Source organism: Luteolibacter luteus (assembly GCF_012913485.1).
Lineage (GTDB): Bacteria > Verrucomicrobiota > Verrucomicrobiia > Verrucomicrobiales > Akkermansiaceae > Haloferula > Haloferula lutea.
The window spans coordinates 5,186,411-5,206,405 of the sequence record NZ_CP051774.1 but is presented as its reverse complement, the minus strand read 5'-3'; the positions used below and the strand labels follow the sequence as shown (position 1 = coordinate 5,206,405).

Genomic DNA, 19,995 nt, shown 5'->3' with positions numbered 1-19,995 from the left:
CTCGAATGTCGTGGATCGGAAGCCGATCAAGCGTAGGAAGACTCCACGCGAGCAGCGACGTCACGATAGCCGTAGTCGACTTCGTAGATCTGCTTGAAGGCTTCCAAGGCTCCGTCCTTGTCGCCCATTTCGGCATGGATCAGGCCCTTCTCGTAAAGGATCTCCTTCTTGGTGTTGTCCATCCCGACGAGGTCGGCGAGGGCATCGGCAAGCTGCTTGGAAGCCATGTCGAGCATCCCCTTGGCCTTGAAGGTCCGGCCGAGAAGCAGGAGCACCTTCGACTGGATGTGCGGGTTACGCTTGGCCTGCTGGAGCTGCGGGATAGCACCGCTGTAGTCGCCGGCGTTGAAATAGGCTTGGCCGAGTTCGAAACGGAGCGTCGGGTCCGTCGGGTTGACGTCCACGCGCTTCTTCGCTTCTTCCAGGGACTCCGCAATACGGGCAGCCTTGCGCTCGGCGAGCATCGCCTGCACTTCCGGATCGTCCGGGTTCGACTTGGCGCGGGCCTCGAGCTCCTGCATCTGCTGCTCGGCGACCTTGTCCTTCATCTTGTCGGCCTTGGTCTGCAGGGCAACGTCACCGTTGCTGAGGCTGAAGCCCCAGGAATAGAAGGTGAAGGAATTCGACCAGTCTTCGAGCTGCTCGAAAATGCCGGCGAGATCCTTGACGATCGCAAGCTGGTTCGGGTCCTCGTTATATTTCAGGATGAGGCGATCGCGGCGGTCTTCCAGCTGGTCGCGGGTCAGACCGGACTTGGAGCCTTGGTCGAGCTCACCGGCCTCATCCTTGTTCTTAAGGAGCGACTTCATGTCAGCCTGTTCGCTCCAGCCGCCCTTCTGCATGGAAGCACGGGCGGTGCAGTCCTTCTCGCCCTTGATGGCGGCGGAGTCGGCCGGATGATGCTTGATGATATCGCGGTAGACCTCGGCGGCCTTTGCCGGATTGTCGTTACCGATGTAGAAGGCCGCCAGCTTGTGCATCAGCTTGAGATGCTCCGGGTGGCCCCTGCGGACCGTCTCCAGCGCGAAAGCCGCGCTCTCCGGAAGCTGGAGTGCCATGAAGGCTTCGAAAAGCAGGTCATTGCCTTCCGGGCTGTAAGGATTGTTCTCAAGGAACTCCTCGATCATCGGCAGCGCCGACAGCGGGTCCTTCTTGACGGCACCGGAAACTTTCATGCCCGGGCCACCGGAGCTCATGCCGAAAAGGCCTTTTCCGGATTTCGCGCCACCCTGAACGATTCCCTCACACTTGCGCAGGACTTGGCGGCCTTCGAGGAAGAAGGGCGCATCCTTGAGCACGGATTGCAGAAGCTTAACGGCGTAGCTGTGATTATTGGTCTGAACGGCACTGAGGGCCTTGAGCCACAAGGCCTTCACGTTCGGTGCGAGTTCCGATTCAGTGATTTCGGGCATGGAACGAAATTGGATGTTTTTTTGAAAGGTCCGGGACTTACCGGAGCCGGCTGGACAAACTGAGACTTGAAGGCGGATTTTGGCAAGTACCGGAATAGGTAGGGCCGCAGATTGAATCTCCGCGGCCCCCTCCGGACGTCAAAATCTACTTAGCGGTTCTTGAAAAACCCCTTCGGGCGGGAGCTGGCGCGGCGGGCGCCGCCCTCGCTCTCAGGAATCATGTCGGCCGAGCCGCCCTTCTTTGTTTCGACGATGGTTTCCCTCGATTCCTTGGCAGGCAGGACGCCCGGGCCATCGATAAATTCACGGTTTTCGTCGTCAATCTTGTAGCGCTGGTCGATTTCGACCTGGGCATCGTAGAGGCTGTTTCCGTCGTTGATGATCTTCGGCTGGATGAAGATCAGCAATTCCTCGCGCTCGTCATTGTCGGTGGTGGTGCTGAAGAAGCCGCCGAGCCACGGGATCTGGCTGAGGATCGGGATGCCGGAACGCTCCTTGCGGTCGCGGGTGGTGATCAGGCCGCCGAGCACGATGGTCTCGTTGTTCGGTACGGTCACCGTGGTCACCAGCTCGCGGGTCGCGATGGTCGGCACGGTGCCGACCCCTTCGATGACCTGATTGCCAAGCACTTCGTCGTTCAGCAGGTAGATCTGAAGCGTCACTTCGTCTTGGGAATTCACCAGCGGGATGACCTCGAGGGTCAGCACCACGTCGCGGTATTCGATGTTGGTGCTCTGGCCGGTGGTGCCACTGTTGAAGCTATTGGTCGGAACGGCGATACGCTGACCGCTGGAGATCGTGCCCTTCTGGTTGTTCGCCATGAAGACGGTCGGGCGGGAAATCACGTTGAAGCGGTCGGTAGCTTGCAGAGCCTTCAGGTAAAGGTTCATGTGCTCGCCGATCTTGCCGTAGATCCCGAGACCGGTGCCGGCCGCGAGCGAACCCGGATCAAAATCGGTACCATCAAGCGGCAGATCCGGAAGATCACCACTGCCACCGCGGCCGCCGATCGCATTGTCCCCGCGAATGTCGAGGGTGCGCAGATAATCGATGCCGTAGCTGAGATCATCGCCGAGCGAAAGCTGGCCGAAGACACAGGAGATCATGACCTGCTCCGCCTTCACATCGATCTCATCCAAGAGCTTGGTCACGATTTCCAAGCTGGCTGGCGGACCTTGGACCACGATCGAGTTCGTAATGTTATCGGCCACCAGCAAGGTGCGGCCGACCAAAAGCGACTCGGGAGCGCTATTCACATCCGGTTCACCCAAGGTGCCGCCACCGCTGGCGCCGCCGCCACCGCTGGATCCGCCGCCAAAGCTGCTACCGCTGCTGCCGCCACCGCCGAAGCTACTACCATTCGAGGCAGAGGTACCGGAGCGTCCGGACCTGCTGCTACCCGTCGTGCGAGAGCCTCCACCGGCATTCGCGCCGGTCGAGCGGCCACCCACTCCGCCGCCACCGCCTGCGGCCCCGCCACCTGCCGCACCACCGGTGCCGCCGAAGGCGCGTTGGAGGGCATCGTTGGCCACCGGCAAGAAGTCGGCCACGGCCAGGAACTTCAGCTTGCGGCGCAGGAAATTCTTCTGATCGGTCGGGGAGTCGAAGCCCCGCACCAGGCTCTCCACGAAGACGATGTCAATGGGTCGGCCCATCGCGAAAATCTCGTTCGTGCGGGTGTTGGGCACGATCTGGATCGGCACATCCTCACCGGCACTACCACCTCCGTCCGCAGCATTCGCCACGGGATTGGCTGGCACACCGGGCACTACCGGAGCCGCTGGAGCAGGAGTTCCTTGAACCCGCTGCAAGCCCGCGGAACGCTGCTGCTGCTGCTGGGTATTCAGGATCTCATTCAGGGTTTCGGAAAGCTCCTGAACGTCCGCATACTGGACCTTGATGAAGCGGGTCGCGACCTGCTGCGAAGGCACGTCGATCGTCGACTGCAACTCAATCAGGCGGCGGATCAATGCCGAGTTCTCCGTGATGACCACGGAAGAAGCATTGGGAACCGCGGAAATGGAACCGTAGCTTCCAAAGCTCTTCACCACTTCCTGGAAGGTACGGGTGACCTCCTGAGGCTTGATGTACTTCAGCGGCATCACATAGGTGACCACCACGTCTTCCTCGGGAAGATCAGCCGGATCGGTGATGGTAATCAGGGGCTGGCTCTGTACCACCGGAGGATTCTGGGAAAATACCAGGGTATCGTGATTCTTGCCGGAAGCGATGAACACGAAGCCTTCCAGAAGGGCCGCCTTCCTCAGAAGCTCTGCAGCCTCCCCATAGGTAATCGGTCCTTGCTGGACGAAGCGGAACTCCGCTGCGATGGCGGCATTGCTCAGGGTGACGCGGCGGCCGGTGATCTCGGTATACAGCTCGGCGAGACGCTCGCCATTGATCTTCGGCTCGGCGTAACCCTTCTGGTTCACCGCATTCGGATCAGGAGCGACGAGCTGCCCTGCAGCAGCGGCTGCGGGCTGGATCTGTCCCCCGGGTTGAGGTGGGGGTGGAACGGCGGGGTTTTGCGCGACTGCGAGGCCCGAAAGAATCAGCCCGGCAAGCAGGAAAGGCGTTTTTGACAACATGGGAGACAGGCGTGGACGGACTTATCGTTGGGTTGCAGGTGCGGGCGGGACCACCCGCTGGCGGACCTGACGAACGTTAGGCGCTGCGGGTTGTTGATTGGTGGGTTGGGCACCGGGCTGTTGCGCCGGCTGTCCGGGAACTGGCTGGCCGGGTTGCCCCGGTTGCCCTTGGCGATTGCCAGGTGCCGGACCCGAGGCCTTCGGGGTCAGATTTTTCTCATCGAAGCGGACGACGCCGCTACGGGCACCTGCCACCAGATGAACCGTGATGTCTTTCCAGCCGCCCTTGCCGTATTCGACACGGTCGAGCTTGAAAGTTCCCGGATCCCCCGGCTTCAGCCATTCGATCTCATCCGCGGTGATCTTCTGGATATTCTTCGGGCGGAGGATCATCGATTCCCCGGCGTTCTTCTTGTGAAGCAAGGTGACCATATAACCGCCTTCCACCTCGGAAACGCCGCCAAGGGTCCAATCGGCCATGGCGCTATCCTCTTCCTTCGCCGCTGCCGGCGGGGGCTTGGTGGTGAATGGGGAATCAGACCACAACTTGGTATAAGTCGTAAGCGGGGGCTTCTTCGGCGGCTCGGCCGAAGCAATGCCCGCCGCGAGCGAAACGGCGAAAATGGAGAATGGCAGGGCTTTCATCATCATTTCGGGGGCGCGCTTAACCGGGGCCGCCCGGGAGTTCCGGGGGCACCTTGCGGATTCGCTTGGTTGGGCTGGACACTAGGACCCGGACGATTGCCCGCGGCTGGCGCGGAAGTCTTCGGCACCAAGTTTTTCTCATCGAAACGGACCACGCCCAAGCGGGCGCCGTCCGACAAGTGAACCGAGATGTCCTTCCAACCGCCTTGGCCATAGTCGACGCGGTCGAGCTTGAAGGTCCCCGCTTCACCAGGAGTAATTCCGCGCTCGATCTTGTCGGCGCTGGTCTTCTGCACGCCATCGGGGCGGATGATCATCGATTCCCCGGCGTTCTTCTTATGAACGAGGGTCACCACATAACCGCCATGGATTTCCGAGACACCGCCGAGCGTCCAGTCCGCCATGGGACTGGAAGATTCAGGCTTTAGGGGGTTGATCGGCTTCGTGGTGAAAGGCGAGGCCTCCCAAAGTTTCGAATAGGTATCCCTTTCCGCCTTCCTCGGAATCTCGGCAGAGGCGAGTCCGGCGGAAAGCAAAACGGCGACCATGCAAAAGTGTGGCGCTTTCATCATTCCTCCACGGGTTGCGCGTCGTCCGCTGATTCATCCACCGCGCCTTGCGGCACGTACCACTGCTCCACGGTCACGGTGCACTCGATCAGGGTGTCATCCTTCGTGTCGGGGGAAAGGCGCATGCCGGTGATGGCGCGCAGGGAATCGGGAGCCTGCAGCTTGTCCAGCCAACGGTAAAGCGAGGCCTCGGTGCCGGTAACATTGAACTCCACGCGGGCACGATGGAATTTGGCACCCGGCGTCTCGTCATTCGGCAGGATCTTCGGGCGCTTGACCGTCAATGTGTTCTTGGACGCTTCGGAGGAAGCGAATTGCTGAAGTTCCGCTTGGACGGTCTGGCCGGCCTTCGGCTCCGGGAAATGGTCACCGAGCCAGATCATCTCTTCCTCAACGCCCGCGTAGCTATTCTGGTAAGCCTCCGCCACCTGGACAGAGGACTCCGCCTTGGACACCTTTTTGGAAAGCTCGAGCTTGTATTTCTTGTACCAGCTGATGCCGAAAACATTGAGCAACACGAAGGCCGCGAGGCCAAAAAGCAGGACTAGTTTCTTTTCGCGGTCGCTCATGAATCGTGGGATCGGGAGAGGAAAGCCACAGGGCGGAACATTTGTCGGTAAATCAAGGAGTCGCTTATTTCTCGGCGAGAGTGCCGTTGAACTGGAAGTCCCAGCCCTTGGAGCTGTTCGAAGCCGGCGGAGTCTCCCAAGTGTAGTGGGAGAGACCGTAGGAGGACTTTTTCAGGTTCAGGTCGAAGGTGGAAATCGGGGCTGGCTCCTTCGCCTCGCCTACCAGGCGGATATCGCCGCCGGTGATTTCCGCGGTCTTCAGGCGCAGCCCGCTGCCCATGGGGATCGCCTTCGCGACCCGGAACATGATTTCGACGGGATACTTGTCCTTGTTCACGACAGGATCCAACTCGTTCCAGAGCTGGAGGTGTTCCTCGTAGTTCGCAATCTCCGCCTTGGGAGCGATTTGCTCCGCTTCGGCATTCAGTTCCTTGATCTTCCGGTGATCCTTCCAAAGGCCGAAACCGAACCAGCCCGCCACGCCGAGGTAGGCAAGCAGCACGGCGGCAGCGGCAGCCATCTTCTGCGCACGCTGGCGGGCAGCACGGCGGGCGGCACGCACGTCCGCGGGAAGCAGCTTGCTGCGCGGCTCCGCGAGGCTTGGCTCGGGACGAGGGCTGACTTTCGCCGGAATGCCTAGCTCGGTCGCCAAGCTACCCGCGTCACCTGCATCCCCTTCCGGAGACCACACGTGGATCAGTTCGGGCCGCAGTGCCAAGCCTTGGATCGCCATCTGGCCGAGCGCCAGCTGGATTTCCCGCAAGCAAGACGCATCCGGAGCGGGAGCTGTGCTGGAGGTAGCCTGCGAATAAAGCAATTTCCCACCGCGGTAGAAGGCGAAGACCCAGCGGTCGAATTCCTTCCACACCGCGATCTTCTCGCCCTGCACCGCATAGCTGCGCGGGGAGATATCGAATTCCTTCGGGCTACGGGGCGGCAAATCGCCATCGCCGGGGGACTTCAGCACCACACACAACAGCGTGGCGGTCTCCTCATCCTTCGTAACGACGAAGGTGTCCGACAATTGCCCGGCCATCGGGTCCGCTCGGACGCCAAGGCGCTCGGCATGCATCCCGGCAAGGTCCTCAAAAAGCGATTCATCCGAGCTAGAGGCCTTGAAAGGCATGGCATGCATGCCACGCACCGGGAAAAGCATCACCAGGTGACCACCGGGGATATTGGCCAAGTCAGAGGCACGCGCGGGTCCATCCGCCGACTGGAGGGCGAATCCCCCGGCGCTCGACTGCTTCCAGATTTCCCAGCCCCGGGCACCCGGGACCAGCAGTGTCGTTTCCTGTTGTTTGCTCAAGGGATTACTTCCTCGGTTCGTTCCAAAACCGCCGGTCGGCCCGTGCGGTTGCGCACGATCACCGTGATTTTTCGTTTCGCTCCGGCCACCGACCCGATGCTCTCGAGACGGGTGGTCGTGTCATTGACTGTGAATCGTTGCGCGACTTGCGGGCTGAGGGTGGTATCCACGCCCATAAGTGCAAGCGCGGTATTCACATCCTGAAAGGGCTTGTCGTCATCCGTATCGCGGATGCCATCGGCCCCGCGTACGGTCTCCGGGATCACGTTGGCTTCCTCGACGGTGATCTCCGCGGCAGCGGCAATCAGTTCGGCGGGCGCTTCGTTCAGATCCAGAGCACCGGAGCTCCAAATGGTGAACCAGTTCCGCCAGTCCGGCTTGAGCGCCTCCACGAGATCCATCCCGCGCACCATCCGCATCTCCTCCAGGTCATAGAAGGGACGGTTGAAAGGTTGGTTGAGGTGTCCCTGAGCGGTGTACCATTCCGACTCCGCACCGTTGAGCCCCACCTCGTCATTGCCGTCGACCCAGTCGATCAAGGCATCGGAAAGCTCTTGAGCCTGATCCAGATCCAGCCCCCAGTCCATGAACATGGACTTCATAAGCTGCTCATCCTGGCGAAGGATGATGGCGTTGATATTGAACTTCTCGCCTTCGGAAATGATGCGGGCCTCGAAGCCTTCGCCATCTTCTTCCGAAAGGTGGCGAAGCAAGGGATCCGAGCGCTTCACCACGGGATTCGCCGCGATGGCGATACCCATCTCCGCAAGCTGCCGGGCACGGAAGCCGTGGACTTGGGCTCCCGCCAGATCGACGTCAAAGGACACCACCCGGATAGCCGTGATGGAGGCCATCGCGAGGATCGCAATCAGGAAAAGCACCGCGATAAGCGCGGAGCCTCGGTTTCTTGATCTGGTGGATTTGAACTTCACCTGGGATTTCTGATTATGGGCCCCTCGCCGCCGCCGCCGCCGCCGCCGCCGCCGCCGCCGCCGCCACCGCCACCGCCACCGCCACCGCCACCGCCACCGCCACCCTGACCGGTCGCCGCCTGCTGCTGGAGCTGGCGCATCATGACCTCCGGGTCCTGCTTCGGGGTGATCCAGAAAATCTGGCGCATGAACTCGCCTTCAGCCCCCATGGCGATGGTGAGTTCCATCTGGAGTGGCAGGCGACCGACCAGATCCCAGTCGTAGTTCCACTCCATGGTCCGGCCATCCAGCACGCGCCACTCGAAGGTGCGCACGTCTTCCAGCAAGACAACCTCGGCGAAGGGCTCGAGATCCTCGTTGGTGTTCTGATTGTCGCTGTCCTCGAGGATCTCCTCCTCGTAGTAGCGCAGCACGATGTCCAGATAGCCATCGCGGCGCTGGACCGTGGAAAGCTTGATCGCCTTCGGGATCTTCTCCGCACCGCCCCAGCTGAAGCCAAGGGGGACATTCTGAAGGGTTAAATCGGAAAGGTAGTGGCTGCCCGCATCGGTCGAAGCGAGTTCCATGCGGGTATTCCCCGGCAGGGCGCTCAAGCGGCGCCCGAGCAGCTCGAAGAACGCGGACTGGACGCTTTCCTCGTTCTGGCGCTTCACCACGGTATTGCTCAGCTCCATGCTGCCCGAGGCGGTCTTGAAAATCATCCCGGTCAGGATCGCCATAACCAGCAACGCGAGCACCAGCTCCAGCAAAGTGAAGCCGCGGCGCCGGGACGGGACATGACGGACAAGTCTCATGGCTGATAAAGGCGCGAGTAGCGCCAGGTTTCCGCGCTCTGCTCCTGCATCACGGCATTTTCGAACCAGAGGGCCTTTACCTCCACGCGGTACATCTCCTGAAGGAGCTGCCCGTCTTCGTTCTCGATCTCCGGCAGCAGCTCGATGGTCGTATCGACCCGCATTTCATACTCGGACATCTCCGGGATGGAGACGGAGGTCGTCCCCTCCTCCAGCACCGGGTAGGACATTGCCTCGGCGAGGGCGCTTTCCAGCAGGCGGGTGATCTTCACTTCCCGCTGGGATAGCGAGGCCAGATCCGCCGTTCGGTGCAGCGCCACGGCGAAGCCGGTAGCGGCAATCCCGAACACGCCGAGGGCGAGCAGCACTTCCAGCAGGAGGAAGCCTGATCGCCTTTGCCGCTGCTTGCGGCCGCTGTTCGGGTTGAGTCGCATGTTTCCAGGAAATTCAGTAAGCCTCCATCGTCGAATCCCGGATGCCGCCGGTCAGGGGATGGAATTCGTTTTCTTTCCAGCTTTTACCCCGCTCGATCCGCACGCCGACCGGTTCGCAAAAGCCTTCCGGATCAAAGCGCCAGACCTGGCGGAGTTCTCCGCTCACGGAAATCCACTCCTCGGTGGCCCAGCGGCGGACGAAGATCCGCATGTCCGGGTCCAGCTCCCACCCGGCATGAACCGGGGCGAAGCCCTTGACCACCATATCGGGGTTTGCTTCCGCCGCCTCCTGCTGGGCGGCCAACGCCTTTTCCCGGTCACCGGGTTCGAGCGAGGCTTCGGCGAGGGGCATCAAGCTCACGGTGTTATTGGTGAACTCGAGGGCGTAAGGACGTTGCTGCAGGGCGGCGACGGTGCGGGCTCGCTTGGCGAGAACCTCCACTTCCACGGAGGCACGATTGAGAGCCCGCTCGTCGTCGGAGATGAGCATCAGGCCGACCGCGCTGCCGCCCAACAGGGCGATAACGAGGAGGACGATCACCATTTCGAGGAGCGTGAAGCCGCTCCCCGCATGGCGATTACTCGTCCTGGCTGCTGAGGTCATCATCCGTGCCTTGGATGCCATCTTTGCCGTTGCTGAAGATTTCGAATTCGCTCGGATCCTTGGTACCGGGGAACTTGTAGGTGTAGTTCTGCATCCACGGATCCTGCGGCAGCTTCTTGAGCACCTGCGTCCAGCGCTTCGGCACCGGGGTGCTGGTCGGCTTGGTCACCAAGGCGTCGAGACCTTGGGAAGTGGTCGGGTAGGTGCCCGCGTTGATCTTGTAAGTCTTTAGCGACGAGCCGATCGCATTGAAGTCAGCGGAAACGCGCTGCAGCTTGGCACCGTCACCCACACCGCCGATCAGGGCGATCGAGCCGCCGAGAAGCACGGCGATGATTCCAAGGACGATAACCATTTCAAGCAGGGTGAAACCTGCGGCGAGGCGCTTGCGGATGGAGCGTTGGTATTTCATTGAATGTATGGCCCGGTTGCTTGGAAGAAGCCTTACGCAGGAGAGAACACCGCGGGGAGCAAAAGTTGTCTGGAAAATCTGAGCCTCCCGGCACCCGGAGGTTCAGGGATTGAATCCAACCGCCGGAGAAGCTAGGTTCAGCGCGTGCAAGAGATCATTTTTGAGATCGCCGAGGATCCAATCGAAGGCGGCTACAGCGCCTCCGCGCTAGGTTACGGCATTCACACCCAAGCAGAAACGATCGACGAACTAAAATCCGCACTTCGTGAGGCAGTCGCTTGCCACTTTGACGACCAAGCGGTCGCGCCCAAGATGATCCGCCTGCACTTCGTCCGGGACGAAGTGATCCCGGCATGAAATTACCCCGGGATATCGACGGAGCTGCGTTGATCCGTGCTCTCAAGCCCCTTGGCTACGAGATCACGCGCCAGAAAGGCTCCCATGTGCGAGTGACGACTTCGCAAAACGGGGAACATCACGAAACGATCCCGCTGCATCAACCGCTGAAAACCGGAACTTTGGCCCGGAATCCTGAAGAGCCTCGCGTCGCATCATCAGGTTTCAGTGACGGAGCTGATCCGAATGTTGGACATCTGAGTCACCGGGAAATCCTTGCCTAGCAAGCCCCTTTCCCCCACCCCTTCCCCAGCTATCTTCCCATGAACAAGGTCCTTCTCATCGGCGCCGGAGGCGTCGGCAGCGTCGTCGCCCACAAATGCGCCATGGTTCCCGAGGTTTTCGGTGAAATCACCCTCGCATCCCGCACGAAATCAAAGTGTGACGCGATCGCTGCAGAAGTGAAGAAGCGCACCGGCCGGGACATCGCCACTGCCCAGGTGGACGCCGACAATCCGGTTCAAACCGCCGAGCTGATCCGCAAGACCGGCGCTTCTCTGGTGATCAATGTGGCCCTCCCCTATCAGGACCTGACCATCATGGAGGCCTGCCTTGCAGCGGGGGTCGACTACCTCGACACCGCAAATTACGAGCCGAAGGACGTCGCGAAGTTCGAATACTCCTGGCAGTGGGCACTCCAGGACCAGTGGCTCGCTGCAGGCCGTTCCGCCCTGCTCGGCTCCGGCTTCGACCCGGGCGTGACCAATGTTTTCACCGCATGGGCGCTCAAGCACCACTTCGACGAGATCCACACCCTGGACATCATCGACGTGAACGGGGGCAACCACGGCAAGGCCTTCGCCACCAACTTCAACCCGGAAATCAACATCCGCGAGGTGACCGCCGAATGCCGCCACTGGGAAGATGGCCAATTCGTCGAAACCGCGCCGATGTCGAAGCACCAGGCCTTCACCTGCCCGGATGGCGTCGGCACCTATGAAATCTACCGGATGTATCACGAGGAGCTGGAATCGCTCGTGAAGCACATCCCGACGATCAAGCGCGCCCAGTTCTGGATGAGCTTCTCGCCGAACTACCTGAAGCATCTTGAAGTGCTGCAAAACGTCGGCATGACCCGCATCGACCCCGTGGTCTACAACGGCGTGGAAATCATCCCGCTCCAGTTCCTGAAGGCCGTCCTGCCAGACCCCGGCGAGCTCGGCCAAACGACCAAGGGCAAGACCTGCATCGGCAATGTCATCACCGGCATCAAGGACGGGAAGCAGAAGGCGATCTACATTTACAATATCTGCGACCACGAGGCCTGCTTCGCCGAAGTCGGCAGCCAGGCCATCTCCTACACCACCGGCGTGCCCGCCATGATCGGCGCCAAGCAGATGCTGGAAGGAAAATGGCGCAAGCCGGGCGTCTGGAACATGGAGCAATACGATCCGGACTCCTTCATGGCCGACCTGAACGTCCACGGCCTCCCTTGGCAATATATCGAGCTCACGCCCGAACAGGCTGCCGGCTTCCAAGTTGCCTGAGCGCCAAAGCTCAATAGCTAGTTTCCTAGGCCACCGGTTCGCCGGTGGCCTTTTTCGTCTCTGCGCCGACTCCCGAAAAAATTTCGGGCCTGCCTCGTCAATCCGTGGGAGGGAGAGCGGATCGATCGAGGCAGGCCGGGAGGGGAAAAACGGGCAAAGCTGGGCTTGGGGGAGAGCAGCCTTCCAATGAGATTCCACCCGGAAGACCGTCCGGGATTACGAAAAATCTCCAAAATCTTCCGAATCGGTTCGAAACCAGTCTTCCGGCACTGGCGGAGAAGGCCGGAGCATGCTAACAAATGGGAACCCCCCGTCCGATTTTCCCCCGTCCGCGCCATGACCCATGAGGATATCAACTCTTCCCCGCGTTTCTGCACGACACGCTGGACCATCATGGGAGGAGCCGGGGACGATAGCGGCCGGGACGAGGCATGGAACCACTTCACCCGGAACTACTGGTACCCGGTATACGCCTTCATCCGGCGGCGCGGGGACTCCCCGGAAGACGCCGCGGACCTCACCCAAGCTTTTTTTGCCAAGCTCATCGAGCAGGATTGGCTCTCCAAGGTCGAGCAGCGGGATACCCGCTTCAGCACCCTGCTTATCACCATCCTGAAGAACTTCCTCGCAAACCGGCACCGTCATGAGACCGCAGGCAAGCGGGGCGGTGGCGAGACTCCAGTCCCGCTCGATTCAGTGGAGGCGGAACGCTGGTTTGGCAAGGAACCCGCCACCCAAGACACCCCGGAGTCCCTCTTCGAGAAGAAATGGGCCCACGCGGTGATGCAGGCCGCCTTGGAACGGCTGGAGGAAGAATGCGAGACCACCGGCCGGGCCAAGCTCTTCCAAGCCCTCAGTCCCTTCCTGTCCCGCGAGGCCGGTGCCGGCGAGTACGAGACCGCAGCGAGCGCACTGGGCATCCACGCCCGGAGCGTGGCGGTGGCAGTGCACCGCCTGCGCGGCGATTTCCGGGAAATGGTGCGGGCAGAGGTGGCAGCCGGTCTTCCAGATCGGCGGATGGTGGATGAAGAGTTGCGCGCACTCGCGGCGGCGCTCGGTGCCTGAGACACGAATTTGTGTAATCGCCGTGGATAAAAGCGGAGTAAAGGAAGCGATGTCCGCCCCCAGCGCAGCCGCCGGTGCCTGTCCGACCTGTGGCAGTCCCCTCTCGGGCGAGCACTGCCCCCGCTGCCTCTTTGCGCTCACCTTTTCAGATGAGGAAATGGTTCCTGACTCCGGGGAGGCCTCACCTTGGATGCGCCTCGCCGGGTTCGAGCTCTACGAGGAAATCGGCCGCGGCGGCATGGGCGTGGTCTACCGCGCCCGGCAACCTCTGCTCGACCGGGTGGTCGCGGTGAAGGTGCTGCTGCAGGCCAAGTTTGCAGGCCCGGAAGAGCGCGAACGATTTCTCCGCGAAGCACAGACTGCAGCACGCCTGCAACATCCCGGCATCGTCCGCATCATTGACGTGGGAGATGACGAAGGCGTGCCCTGGTTCAGCATGGAGCACGTCTCGGGCAAGAGCTTGGAAGAGATCGTGCGGGAACATCCCATGGAAGCCCGGCAGGCAGCAGGCTGTCTGCTCCGGGTGGCAGATGCCGTCCAGCATGCTCATCAGAAGGGCGTGCTGCATCGTGACCTGAAGCCATCCAATATCCTCTTGGATCAAACCGGACAGCCGCACGTGACCGACTTCGGGATCGCGCGGCTCCTATCCGGCGATGGTGGCAAGACCGGGATCACCCGCACCGGGCAAGTCCTCGGGTCGCCAAGTTATGCGGCCCCTGAACAAGCGCTTGGCGGCGATGCGGACGTGCGGACTGATATCTATGGGCTCGGAGCGCTGCTCTATCACCTGCTCACCGGTCGCCCCCCCTTTCAAGGACCCACACTGGACGCGATCCTCATGCAGCTCCGCGATGATGATCCGGTCTCGCCGCGCCGTCTGACACCGACGGTCCCGCGGGATCTGGAAACCATCTGCCTCCAGTGCCTGCGCAAGGATCCCGCGCGCCGCTATTCTTCAGCTTCAGAACTGGCAGCGGACCTTGGACGCTTTCTAACAAATGCGCCGATCCGTGCCAGGCCGCTCTCCCCTGCGGGACATGCCTGGCGCTGGTGCCAGCGGCGGCCGTGGGTCGCCGCACTGGTCGCCACCACCGTTCTGTTAGGTGGCACCTTGATCGTCGGATCGCTCGCCGTGGCGCGCCGCGAGCACCTTCAGGAGCAGCGGGTCTCCTTGCTCTCTTATGCCCGGGAGCAACGGCAGGAGGGCGCCGCCGGCTTCAAGCGGAAGGCATTCAAGGCCCTGCAAGACGCATGGAAGATCGAGCCATCTCCCGAGATCCGGCAGGAGGCGATCGCCAACCTTTCCTTGCCGGATGTGATCTGGGAAAAAACGGTCCTCGGCGGTAGTATCAAAGAAGACCTCAATTCCGCGGACGGCACCCGCACGGCGCGCTATCAGGATGACGCGCTGCTTGTGACGGAGACCGCCACCGGAAAGGAGATCTTCCGGCTCGGAGGGTTTGCCACTCAGCCGCTCTTTCATCTCGATGATCGGGGTCAGCGCCTGGCGGTCGCGCGGAAGGTGGAACAAAAAGCCGCAAGCATGATCGAGATCCTCGATCTCGCTACTGGCAAGATTGTCCGGGAATTGCCGCACGATCATCCCATCACTTGCATGGATTGGCTCGGGGAGCTGCTTCTTTCCGGCGGCAGCGAGAACCGGCTCATTCATGTCTGGAATACCGAGCACGGCCAATTGCTGCATCGCTTCAGCGGTCATCAGGCGGATCTGGAAGCGGTGAAGTTCCGCAAGGATGGCCAGGAATTCGTCAGCGTTGCGCGCGATGGGATGCTGCGCGTATGGCATGCGGGTTGTTCCGCACAGCTGCTGACCTTCACCGGACTGCCGGAGCATTCCGGCCCGGTCGAGTGGTCGGAGGACGGGAATAGCCTCAGCATGCGGCGCTCGGATGGCAGCGCGGTGGACATCTTCCGCTTCTACTGGCCGCGGAGCGTGCGGGTCCTAGGACCGGGCATCGCGGAACCACGCTCGGAAAACATTCCGAGCCTCCAATTGGACTATCAGGGCAGCATCGCTTGTGCCGTGGATGAAAGCGGCTGCCGCCTGTGGTCGATGCAGACCGGCCGCTTGGTCGCGACCTTTCCGAAGCTCGAAAGGGAGTGGCTCTCCACCGCACTCGCTCCGGACGCTTCCGCGCTCTGGCTTTCCGGATGGAATACGGGCCTCCGCAAGATCCCGATCCGGGGTGGCCAGACAGGATGGCCGGATCCCGGAGCAGCAGAGCCTGCGAACTCCGGTCCGGGCCCCTTGCTTGTGGGCATCGATCCAAAGGCAAACTTTCTTGCTCTCACCCAAAACCAACCGAACGAAGCCGACGATCAGATCATCGTCCGCTCCACCCGTGACGAGACGACTTTGAGATTGTCCCAGCCCGATCCCTTCTGCGCGGCATTCTCGGCGGACGGAAAGCTCGCGGTGACCGGGAGTTTCCGCCGAAACGGCGCGCGGGCCTGGAGCCTGCCGGAGGGAAAACTGCTGCATTCACTGGAACATCCCGGCTTGGTCTTGGGAGCGAGCTTCACTAATGACGGCCGGACCTTGTGGCTCTGGGGTCAAAGTGCGATGACCCGCTGGAACACCGCGGACTGGACGCAAGACGGATTCCAGCATGGGCCTGCACCGCTTGCTTTCACCGTGAATGCACAAGGCACGCTTGCAGCGAGCGCGACACGGCGCGGCGTGACCTTGCATCGCAGCGCCGACTTGGCGGAAATCGTGAAGCTGGAAGTCCCCTATCATGCCGGGGAGATCGGCTCCCCTACGCTGCGTTTCAGCGGCGACGGAAAGTCTCTGGGACTTCACACTGCAGACGGCAGCGTGGTCGTCTGGGATCTCGACAAGCTGCAGAGGGAACTGAAGACGATGGGGATGGATTGGAAGCTGGAGTAAGGCCCTCCGCGCCGATGGTCCACCCCGGCGGATTCTTCGCCCGCCCGTGCAGCCCGGCAGGTAACGAAGATGCTAAGGTTCGGTCACGCGCAGCCTCGCGAAGAGTTTGTTGCCCGTCGCATTGTTCACCGGGATTCGGACCGTAATCCTATCCGCCGCCTGATCTACGGATACCGTGACACCATCTTCGTAGGTCCCACCTGCGTTGGTGATTGGAACAGTGGCCCAAGTTCCACCCGGATCGCTTGCATATTGGATGACCAAGCCCACTTCCCCGAGCGCGGCTTCGTCCCGTGTGAAGGAAAGGGTCAATGCAGCGGCATCCGGGGAAGGACCAGACAGCAAGGATGCGGCATCGCTTGCCAAGGGATTGCCTCCCAGAATCCACTCCAGCCCGTTCGCAATGCCATCGCCATCCGGATCCGCTTCGAAGCCATCTTCCTTCCCCGTAGAGCCATCGAGGCCCTTCGAACCGATCCACGCTTTGTAGGGGCCCATCCCGATGACTTCCTGCCACGAACGACCGAAGCGAAGCTCATCATGCTTCACGGTGCGACCGTTCACGAAGGCCCCGAAGGAGACGCCATTGAAAGACAGGTCCGCTGCATCAAGCCGGGTCAGCGTGGGGACCCCGGGTTCCGTATTGCTGGTCGGATTGCGATAGATGCGCACGTCATCGTTGCCCGGCTTGAAGTCGATGCGGACGACATAGAAGTTTACACCGGTATTCCCCTCTCCGATCAGGGTCTGGGTGCCGTTTGGCGCGCGGAGGTTCACATTGTCGCCCGGCGAATCATTCCCGATACCGGCAATCCGGCCCGGGTCGCCGAGATTGTCGCGGTGGAACTCGAACTCATAAAAAAGCGTCGTGCCATTCGGTTGCTGGAGGAAGCTGAGATACAGCGTCGTGCCGTCCTTGCCTATGCGGCCGCTCGGATCAAGATAGCCACGTGCTCCAAAGGGCCCGGCAGGTGAGGTATCCAGGACGCGACCGACACGGCGGCCATTCGGCAAGGAGGTGCTGTTTCCGGTCGAGCGCCCCGCAAAGTCCGCTGGCGCGGCGGCAGGAGTAAGGCTTCCTGCCGTCACATCCGCATTGCCGCCATCCACGGTCTGCCAGGCAGAAGCCCAACCTTGTCCGCCATTGCGGCCGGAAAGACTCGCATTGCCATCCGGATAATCAAAACCCTCGTAAGCCATCGGCCCCGATGGCAGCGGAACCGCCGCGGCATTCAGCCTGACATTGTCCGCGAGGTATTCCTTCTCGCCGTCTGTGGCACTGGCGCTCGATCCCGTGTTCCGCAGATCGATCACAACGAAGACTTCGGTACCCACGTCCTCGATACCCGGCGTGAAGGTCGCAGTGGTCGTCACCGGAGACACACTGGCGAGCGAAGGCAAGGCCACATCGTCTGCGGTGATTGATCTCACACCCGCCATCCCTAACAGGGTCCCCCGCTCTCCTCCGGTCCCCCCATTCACACCCTTGCGGAAAGCCACCGTTAGATCTCCGCTGTAGGAGTAGTTCCCGGCCCCATCAAGAATCCTGGCCCCGAGGTCCGCACTGAGCGTGTAGGTCTTCCCCAAGTCCGCCAGCGCCACCCGCCCTAGCGATTGATAGATGCCTGCGCTTTTCTCGGTCGCTCCATTGCGAGCCTTCAGCAAAGCTGCTCCAAGGCCCGTGAAATCCGGATAGCCCGCGGCTTGGGACAAGGCATCGCCGCTATCGTCCAGGGCACCCGCCGCATCCGACCAATCACCAAAGGTGCTCCACCCGGGAATAGCGGTGCGGAAGGTCGCTCCGCTCGGGATGCCCTGTTCGAAGCCGGGATTCTCCAGCGTCGTTGCCAGCGGTGTCTCCACCGGCCACGCCGAACCCAGCGACTTCACCACCAGGGAATGCACGAAGGCATTGCCCCCCACCGAACGCAGCGATGGCGTCGCTGCCCCGTTGCTCGGATTGATGTAATGGGCACCGAAGCTCTCGCCATCGAAGGCATACGTCTCAAGGCTGAGCCGATCGAGTAGCAAGCGCAGCTTCACCCGGCCATTGCGCGGCATGAAACTTCCATCCATCGCCACCGCTTGGTTGCCATCCGTTCCGGTAAAGGTGAAAACACCACTTGCCGCCTCGTAGCGCACGGAGGTTCGTGGCAGGTCCAGGATCACCTGGCTGGCGGTGCCGGGATCGAATTCGATCGTGAGATCCACGAGGTCCAAGTTCCCCATCTGCGCGAGCAGGTTGCTTGTTGGTGTCAGGATCTGCGAACTCACCTGCTGCGTGGAGGTGACGAGCGAAGCGATCTCCGGAATCGGTTGGGCGCAAAGCCTCACGCCCGCAGGAGTCGTGCGCAGGGTGAGATCGCAAGGGAAGGACATCTGCTTGTTGTAAGGCAGCCCGTAAGCCGCTGCGGAATCCGGCCCATCAAACATCCAGCCGATCTGTGTCACCCGGCCATTCGGGGCCTGGTTGAAAGATTGCGCGGCATAGAAGTTGCCGCGGCTTGCATGAAAAGGTCCGGCCTCCGTCGTGAAAGTGGCACCATCGAAGCTCCCGATCTCATAGTCGAAGCTCGCATCATAGATAACCCATTTGGTCTGCGCCGGATCCCCGTCCACCTGCAGCGGGAACATGTCCATGCACTCGAAAGCCCAGTTCCGCAGCAGGTCGGACGCGAAGGTCCAGTCCTTCAGGTTGGTGGAAGTGAAGAAGCGCACCCGTCCCGGATTATTCTGCACCCACAGCACCATCACCCAGCGCTGGGACGCTTCATGCCAAAAGACCTTCGGGTCTCGCTCGCCGTTGTCGAAGCCCTGGTTTGGCACGACGGCGCGCCCGTTGTTGTGATACTTCCAAGTGACCCCGCCATCCGTGCTATAGGCCATGGCCTGATAGAACGGCTCGCTGGCGTAGGTGAAGAAGGAGACAAGAGTCTTTCGCGCTCCCACCTGCACACCCAGGCTGTTGTTGTGGTCCACCACGGTAGAGCCGGAGTAGATCGTTCCGCTGCGACCATCGACCTGGTACGGCAGCAACGCGTGATCAAGCTGCCGCCAGTGCATCATGTCCGTGCTGATCGCGTGTCCCCAGGTCATGTTCCCCCACCCCGTCCCCAGCGGATTATGTTGGAAGAAGAGGTGATAGTGCAGGCCATCAAAGACCATGCCATTCGGATCGTTCAGCCAGTTCCGGCGCGAGCTGAAGTGGAATTGCGGACGCAAGGGCTGATCGTAGCCCACCATCGGCGCATCTGCTTCAGGGATCCCCGGAGTCAGCATGAAGCCGCCGTCCGAAGGAACGGCAGGCTCATCGCTCGCGGCGAAGTCATCGGCATTGATGTGTCCCCAGCCACCGGTGGCATTGTCAAAGATCACGATGCTCGCCGTCTTGCCCATCAAGGCCTGGGCATCGAAGGTGATGGGAAACATCGCCTCGCTGTTGAAGCCAGTACCCAGCGCATATTCCTGACTTTCGCAAATCAACTTCGCCCCGGCCTGAGCGGGAAGATTCCCGCCGCCCATGCGGAAGGTGATATAGCGCTTTGTGATCGTGAATGACTGGGAACTCAGCGTGCCAGTCGCGCCGTCACCGCGGACATTGCCCGGAGCCCCGGTGACCCCATCGTAGTTCTCAAAGGTGCCGATCCAGTAGTCCCCTTGCTTTCCGCAGGAGACGTTGCCGCGCGCGAGCGTGTTGTCCCCGAAGGTCGGTTGCCGGGTGAAGGCATCTCCGGATGCGGTCCAATTCGCCAGCGTGCCCGCCTCGAAATCGGAGTTTGGAAAGAGCAGCACCCTCTCCGCCGCGGCTGGAAGAAGGGAGAAAGAAAGGGAGGCGAGGAGTGCGGGGCGAAAAAAAACACTCATG

17 protein-coding genes are annotated in these 19,995 nt (G+C 61.3%); 5 read left to right on the top strand and 12 right to left on the bottom strand.

Annotation, left to right across the window (positions count from 1 at the left end; genetic code table 11):
- Positions 1–26: 26 nt before the first annotated feature.
- The 11 genes from HHL09_RS21555 to gspG form a co-directional block, all read right to left on the bottom strand.
- Entirely contained in the window at positions 27–1,412 is a 1,386-nt protein-coding gene (locus HHL09_RS21555) for a tetratricopeptide repeat protein (protein ID WP_169456715.1), read from the bottom strand.
- Positions 1,413–1,561: 149 nt separating this feature from the next.
- Complete coding sequence (locus HHL09_RS21550) at positions 1,562–4,000, bottom strand: secretin GspD/PilQ domain-containing protein (RefSeq protein WP_169456714.1); 2,439 nt, start codon at positions 3,998–4,000, stop codon at positions 1,562–1,564.
- A gap of 21 nt (positions 4,001–4,021) precedes the next feature.
- Positions 4,022–4,645 carry a hypothetical protein gene (locus HHL09_RS21545; protein WP_169452451.1) on the bottom strand — a complete coding sequence of 208 codons (624 nt, stop codon included), beginning with the start codon at positions 4,643–4,645 and terminating at the stop codon, positions 4,022–4,024.
- Between the two features lie 2 nt (positions 4,646–4,647).
- Entirely contained in the window at positions 4,648–5,193 is a 546-nt protein-coding gene (locus tag HHL09_RS21540) for a hypothetical protein (RefSeq protein ID WP_169456713.1), read from the bottom strand.
- A gap of 20 nt (positions 5,194–5,213) precedes the next feature.
- On the bottom strand, positions 5,214–5,783 hold the full coding sequence (locus HHL09_RS21535) for a hypothetical protein (RefSeq protein ID WP_169456712.1): 570 nt from the start codon (positions 5,781–5,783) through the stop codon (positions 5,214–5,216).
- A gap of 64 nt (positions 5,784–5,847) precedes the next feature.
- Complete coding sequence (locus HHL09_RS21530; RefSeq protein ID WP_169456711.1) at positions 5,848–7,092, bottom strand: PilN family protein; 1,245 nt, start codon at positions 7,090–7,092, stop codon at positions 5,848–5,850.
- Positions 7,089–8,024, bottom strand: a complete 936-nt coding sequence (locus HHL09_RS21525; protein ID WP_169456710.1) for a type II secretion system minor pseudopilin — start codon at positions 8,022–8,024, stop codon at positions 7,089–7,091. The genes HHL09_RS21530 and HHL09_RS21525 overlap by 4 nt, the downstream gene beginning before the upstream one ends.
- Entirely contained in the window at positions 8,021–8,818 is a 798-nt protein-coding gene (locus HHL09_RS26440) for a prepilin-type N-terminal cleavage/methylation domain-containing protein (RefSeq protein WP_205760906.1), read from the bottom strand. The genes HHL09_RS21525 and HHL09_RS26440 overlap by 4 nt, the downstream gene beginning before the upstream one ends.
- On the bottom strand, positions 8,815–9,252 hold the full coding sequence (locus HHL09_RS21515) for a prepilin-type N-terminal cleavage/methylation domain-containing protein (protein ID WP_169456709.1): 438 nt from the start codon (positions 9,250–9,252) through the stop codon (positions 8,815–8,817). The genes HHL09_RS26440 and HHL09_RS21515 overlap by 4 nt, the downstream gene beginning before the upstream one ends.
- Before the next feature lie 13 nt (positions 9,253–9,265).
- Positions 9,266–9,877: a pilus assembly FimT family protein gene (locus tag HHL09_RS21510; RefSeq protein ID WP_169456708.1), complete on the bottom strand. Its 612-nt coding sequence runs from the start codon at positions 9,875–9,877 to the stop codon at positions 9,266–9,268.
- Entirely contained in the window at positions 9,831–10,268 is a 438-nt protein-coding gene (gene gspG / locus HHL09_RS21505; RefSeq protein WP_169456707.1) for a type II secretion system major pseudopilin GspG, read from the bottom strand. Before gspG ends, HHL09_RS21510 begins: the two co-directional genes overlap by 47 nt.
- Before the next feature lie 144 nt (positions 10,269–10,412).
- On the opposite strand from gspG, the gene HHL09_RS21500 reads away from it, so the two are divergent.
- From HHL09_RS21500 to HHL09_RS21480, 5 genes are all read left to right on the top strand, one after another.
- On the top strand, positions 10,413–10,625 hold the full coding sequence (locus HHL09_RS21500) for a type II toxin-antitoxin system HicB family antitoxin (protein ID WP_169456706.1): 213 nt from the start codon (positions 10,413–10,415) through the stop codon (positions 10,623–10,625).
- The gene (locus HHL09_RS26790) at positions 10,622–10,888 is read left to right on the top strand and encodes a type II toxin-antitoxin system HicA family toxin (RefSeq protein ID WP_205760905.1); all 267 of its coding nucleotides are present in this window, start codon (positions 10,622–10,624) and stop codon (positions 10,886–10,888) included. Before HHL09_RS21500 ends, HHL09_RS26790 begins: the two co-directional genes overlap by 4 nt.
- A gap of 39 nt (positions 10,889–10,927) precedes the next feature.
- Positions 10,928–12,151, top strand: coding sequence for a saccharopine dehydrogenase family protein (locus HHL09_RS21490; RefSeq protein WP_169456705.1), 1,224 nt, complete (start codon positions 10,928–10,930; stop codon positions 12,149–12,151).
- A 336-nt stretch (positions 12,152–12,487) separates the two neighbouring features.
- Entirely contained in the window at positions 12,488–13,216 is a 729-nt protein-coding gene (locus HHL09_RS21485) for an RNA polymerase sigma factor (protein WP_169456704.1), read from the top strand.
- A gap of 49 nt (positions 13,217–13,265) precedes the next feature.
- Positions 13,266–16,130: a WD40 repeat domain-containing serine/threonine-protein kinase gene (locus tag HHL09_RS21480; protein ID WP_169456703.1), complete on the top strand. Its 2,865-nt coding sequence runs from the start codon at positions 13,266–13,268 to the stop codon at positions 16,128–16,130.
- A gap of 72 nt (positions 16,131–16,202) precedes the next feature.
- On the opposite strand, the gene HHL09_RS21475 is transcribed toward HHL09_RS21480, so the two are convergent.
- Positions 16,203–19,994 carry a glycoside hydrolase family 32 protein gene (locus tag HHL09_RS21475; protein ID WP_169456702.1) on the bottom strand — a complete coding sequence of 1,264 codons (3,792 nt, stop codon included), beginning with the start codon at positions 19,992–19,994 and terminating at the stop codon, positions 16,203–16,205.
- Between the last annotated feature and the right edge of the window lies 1 nt (position 19,995).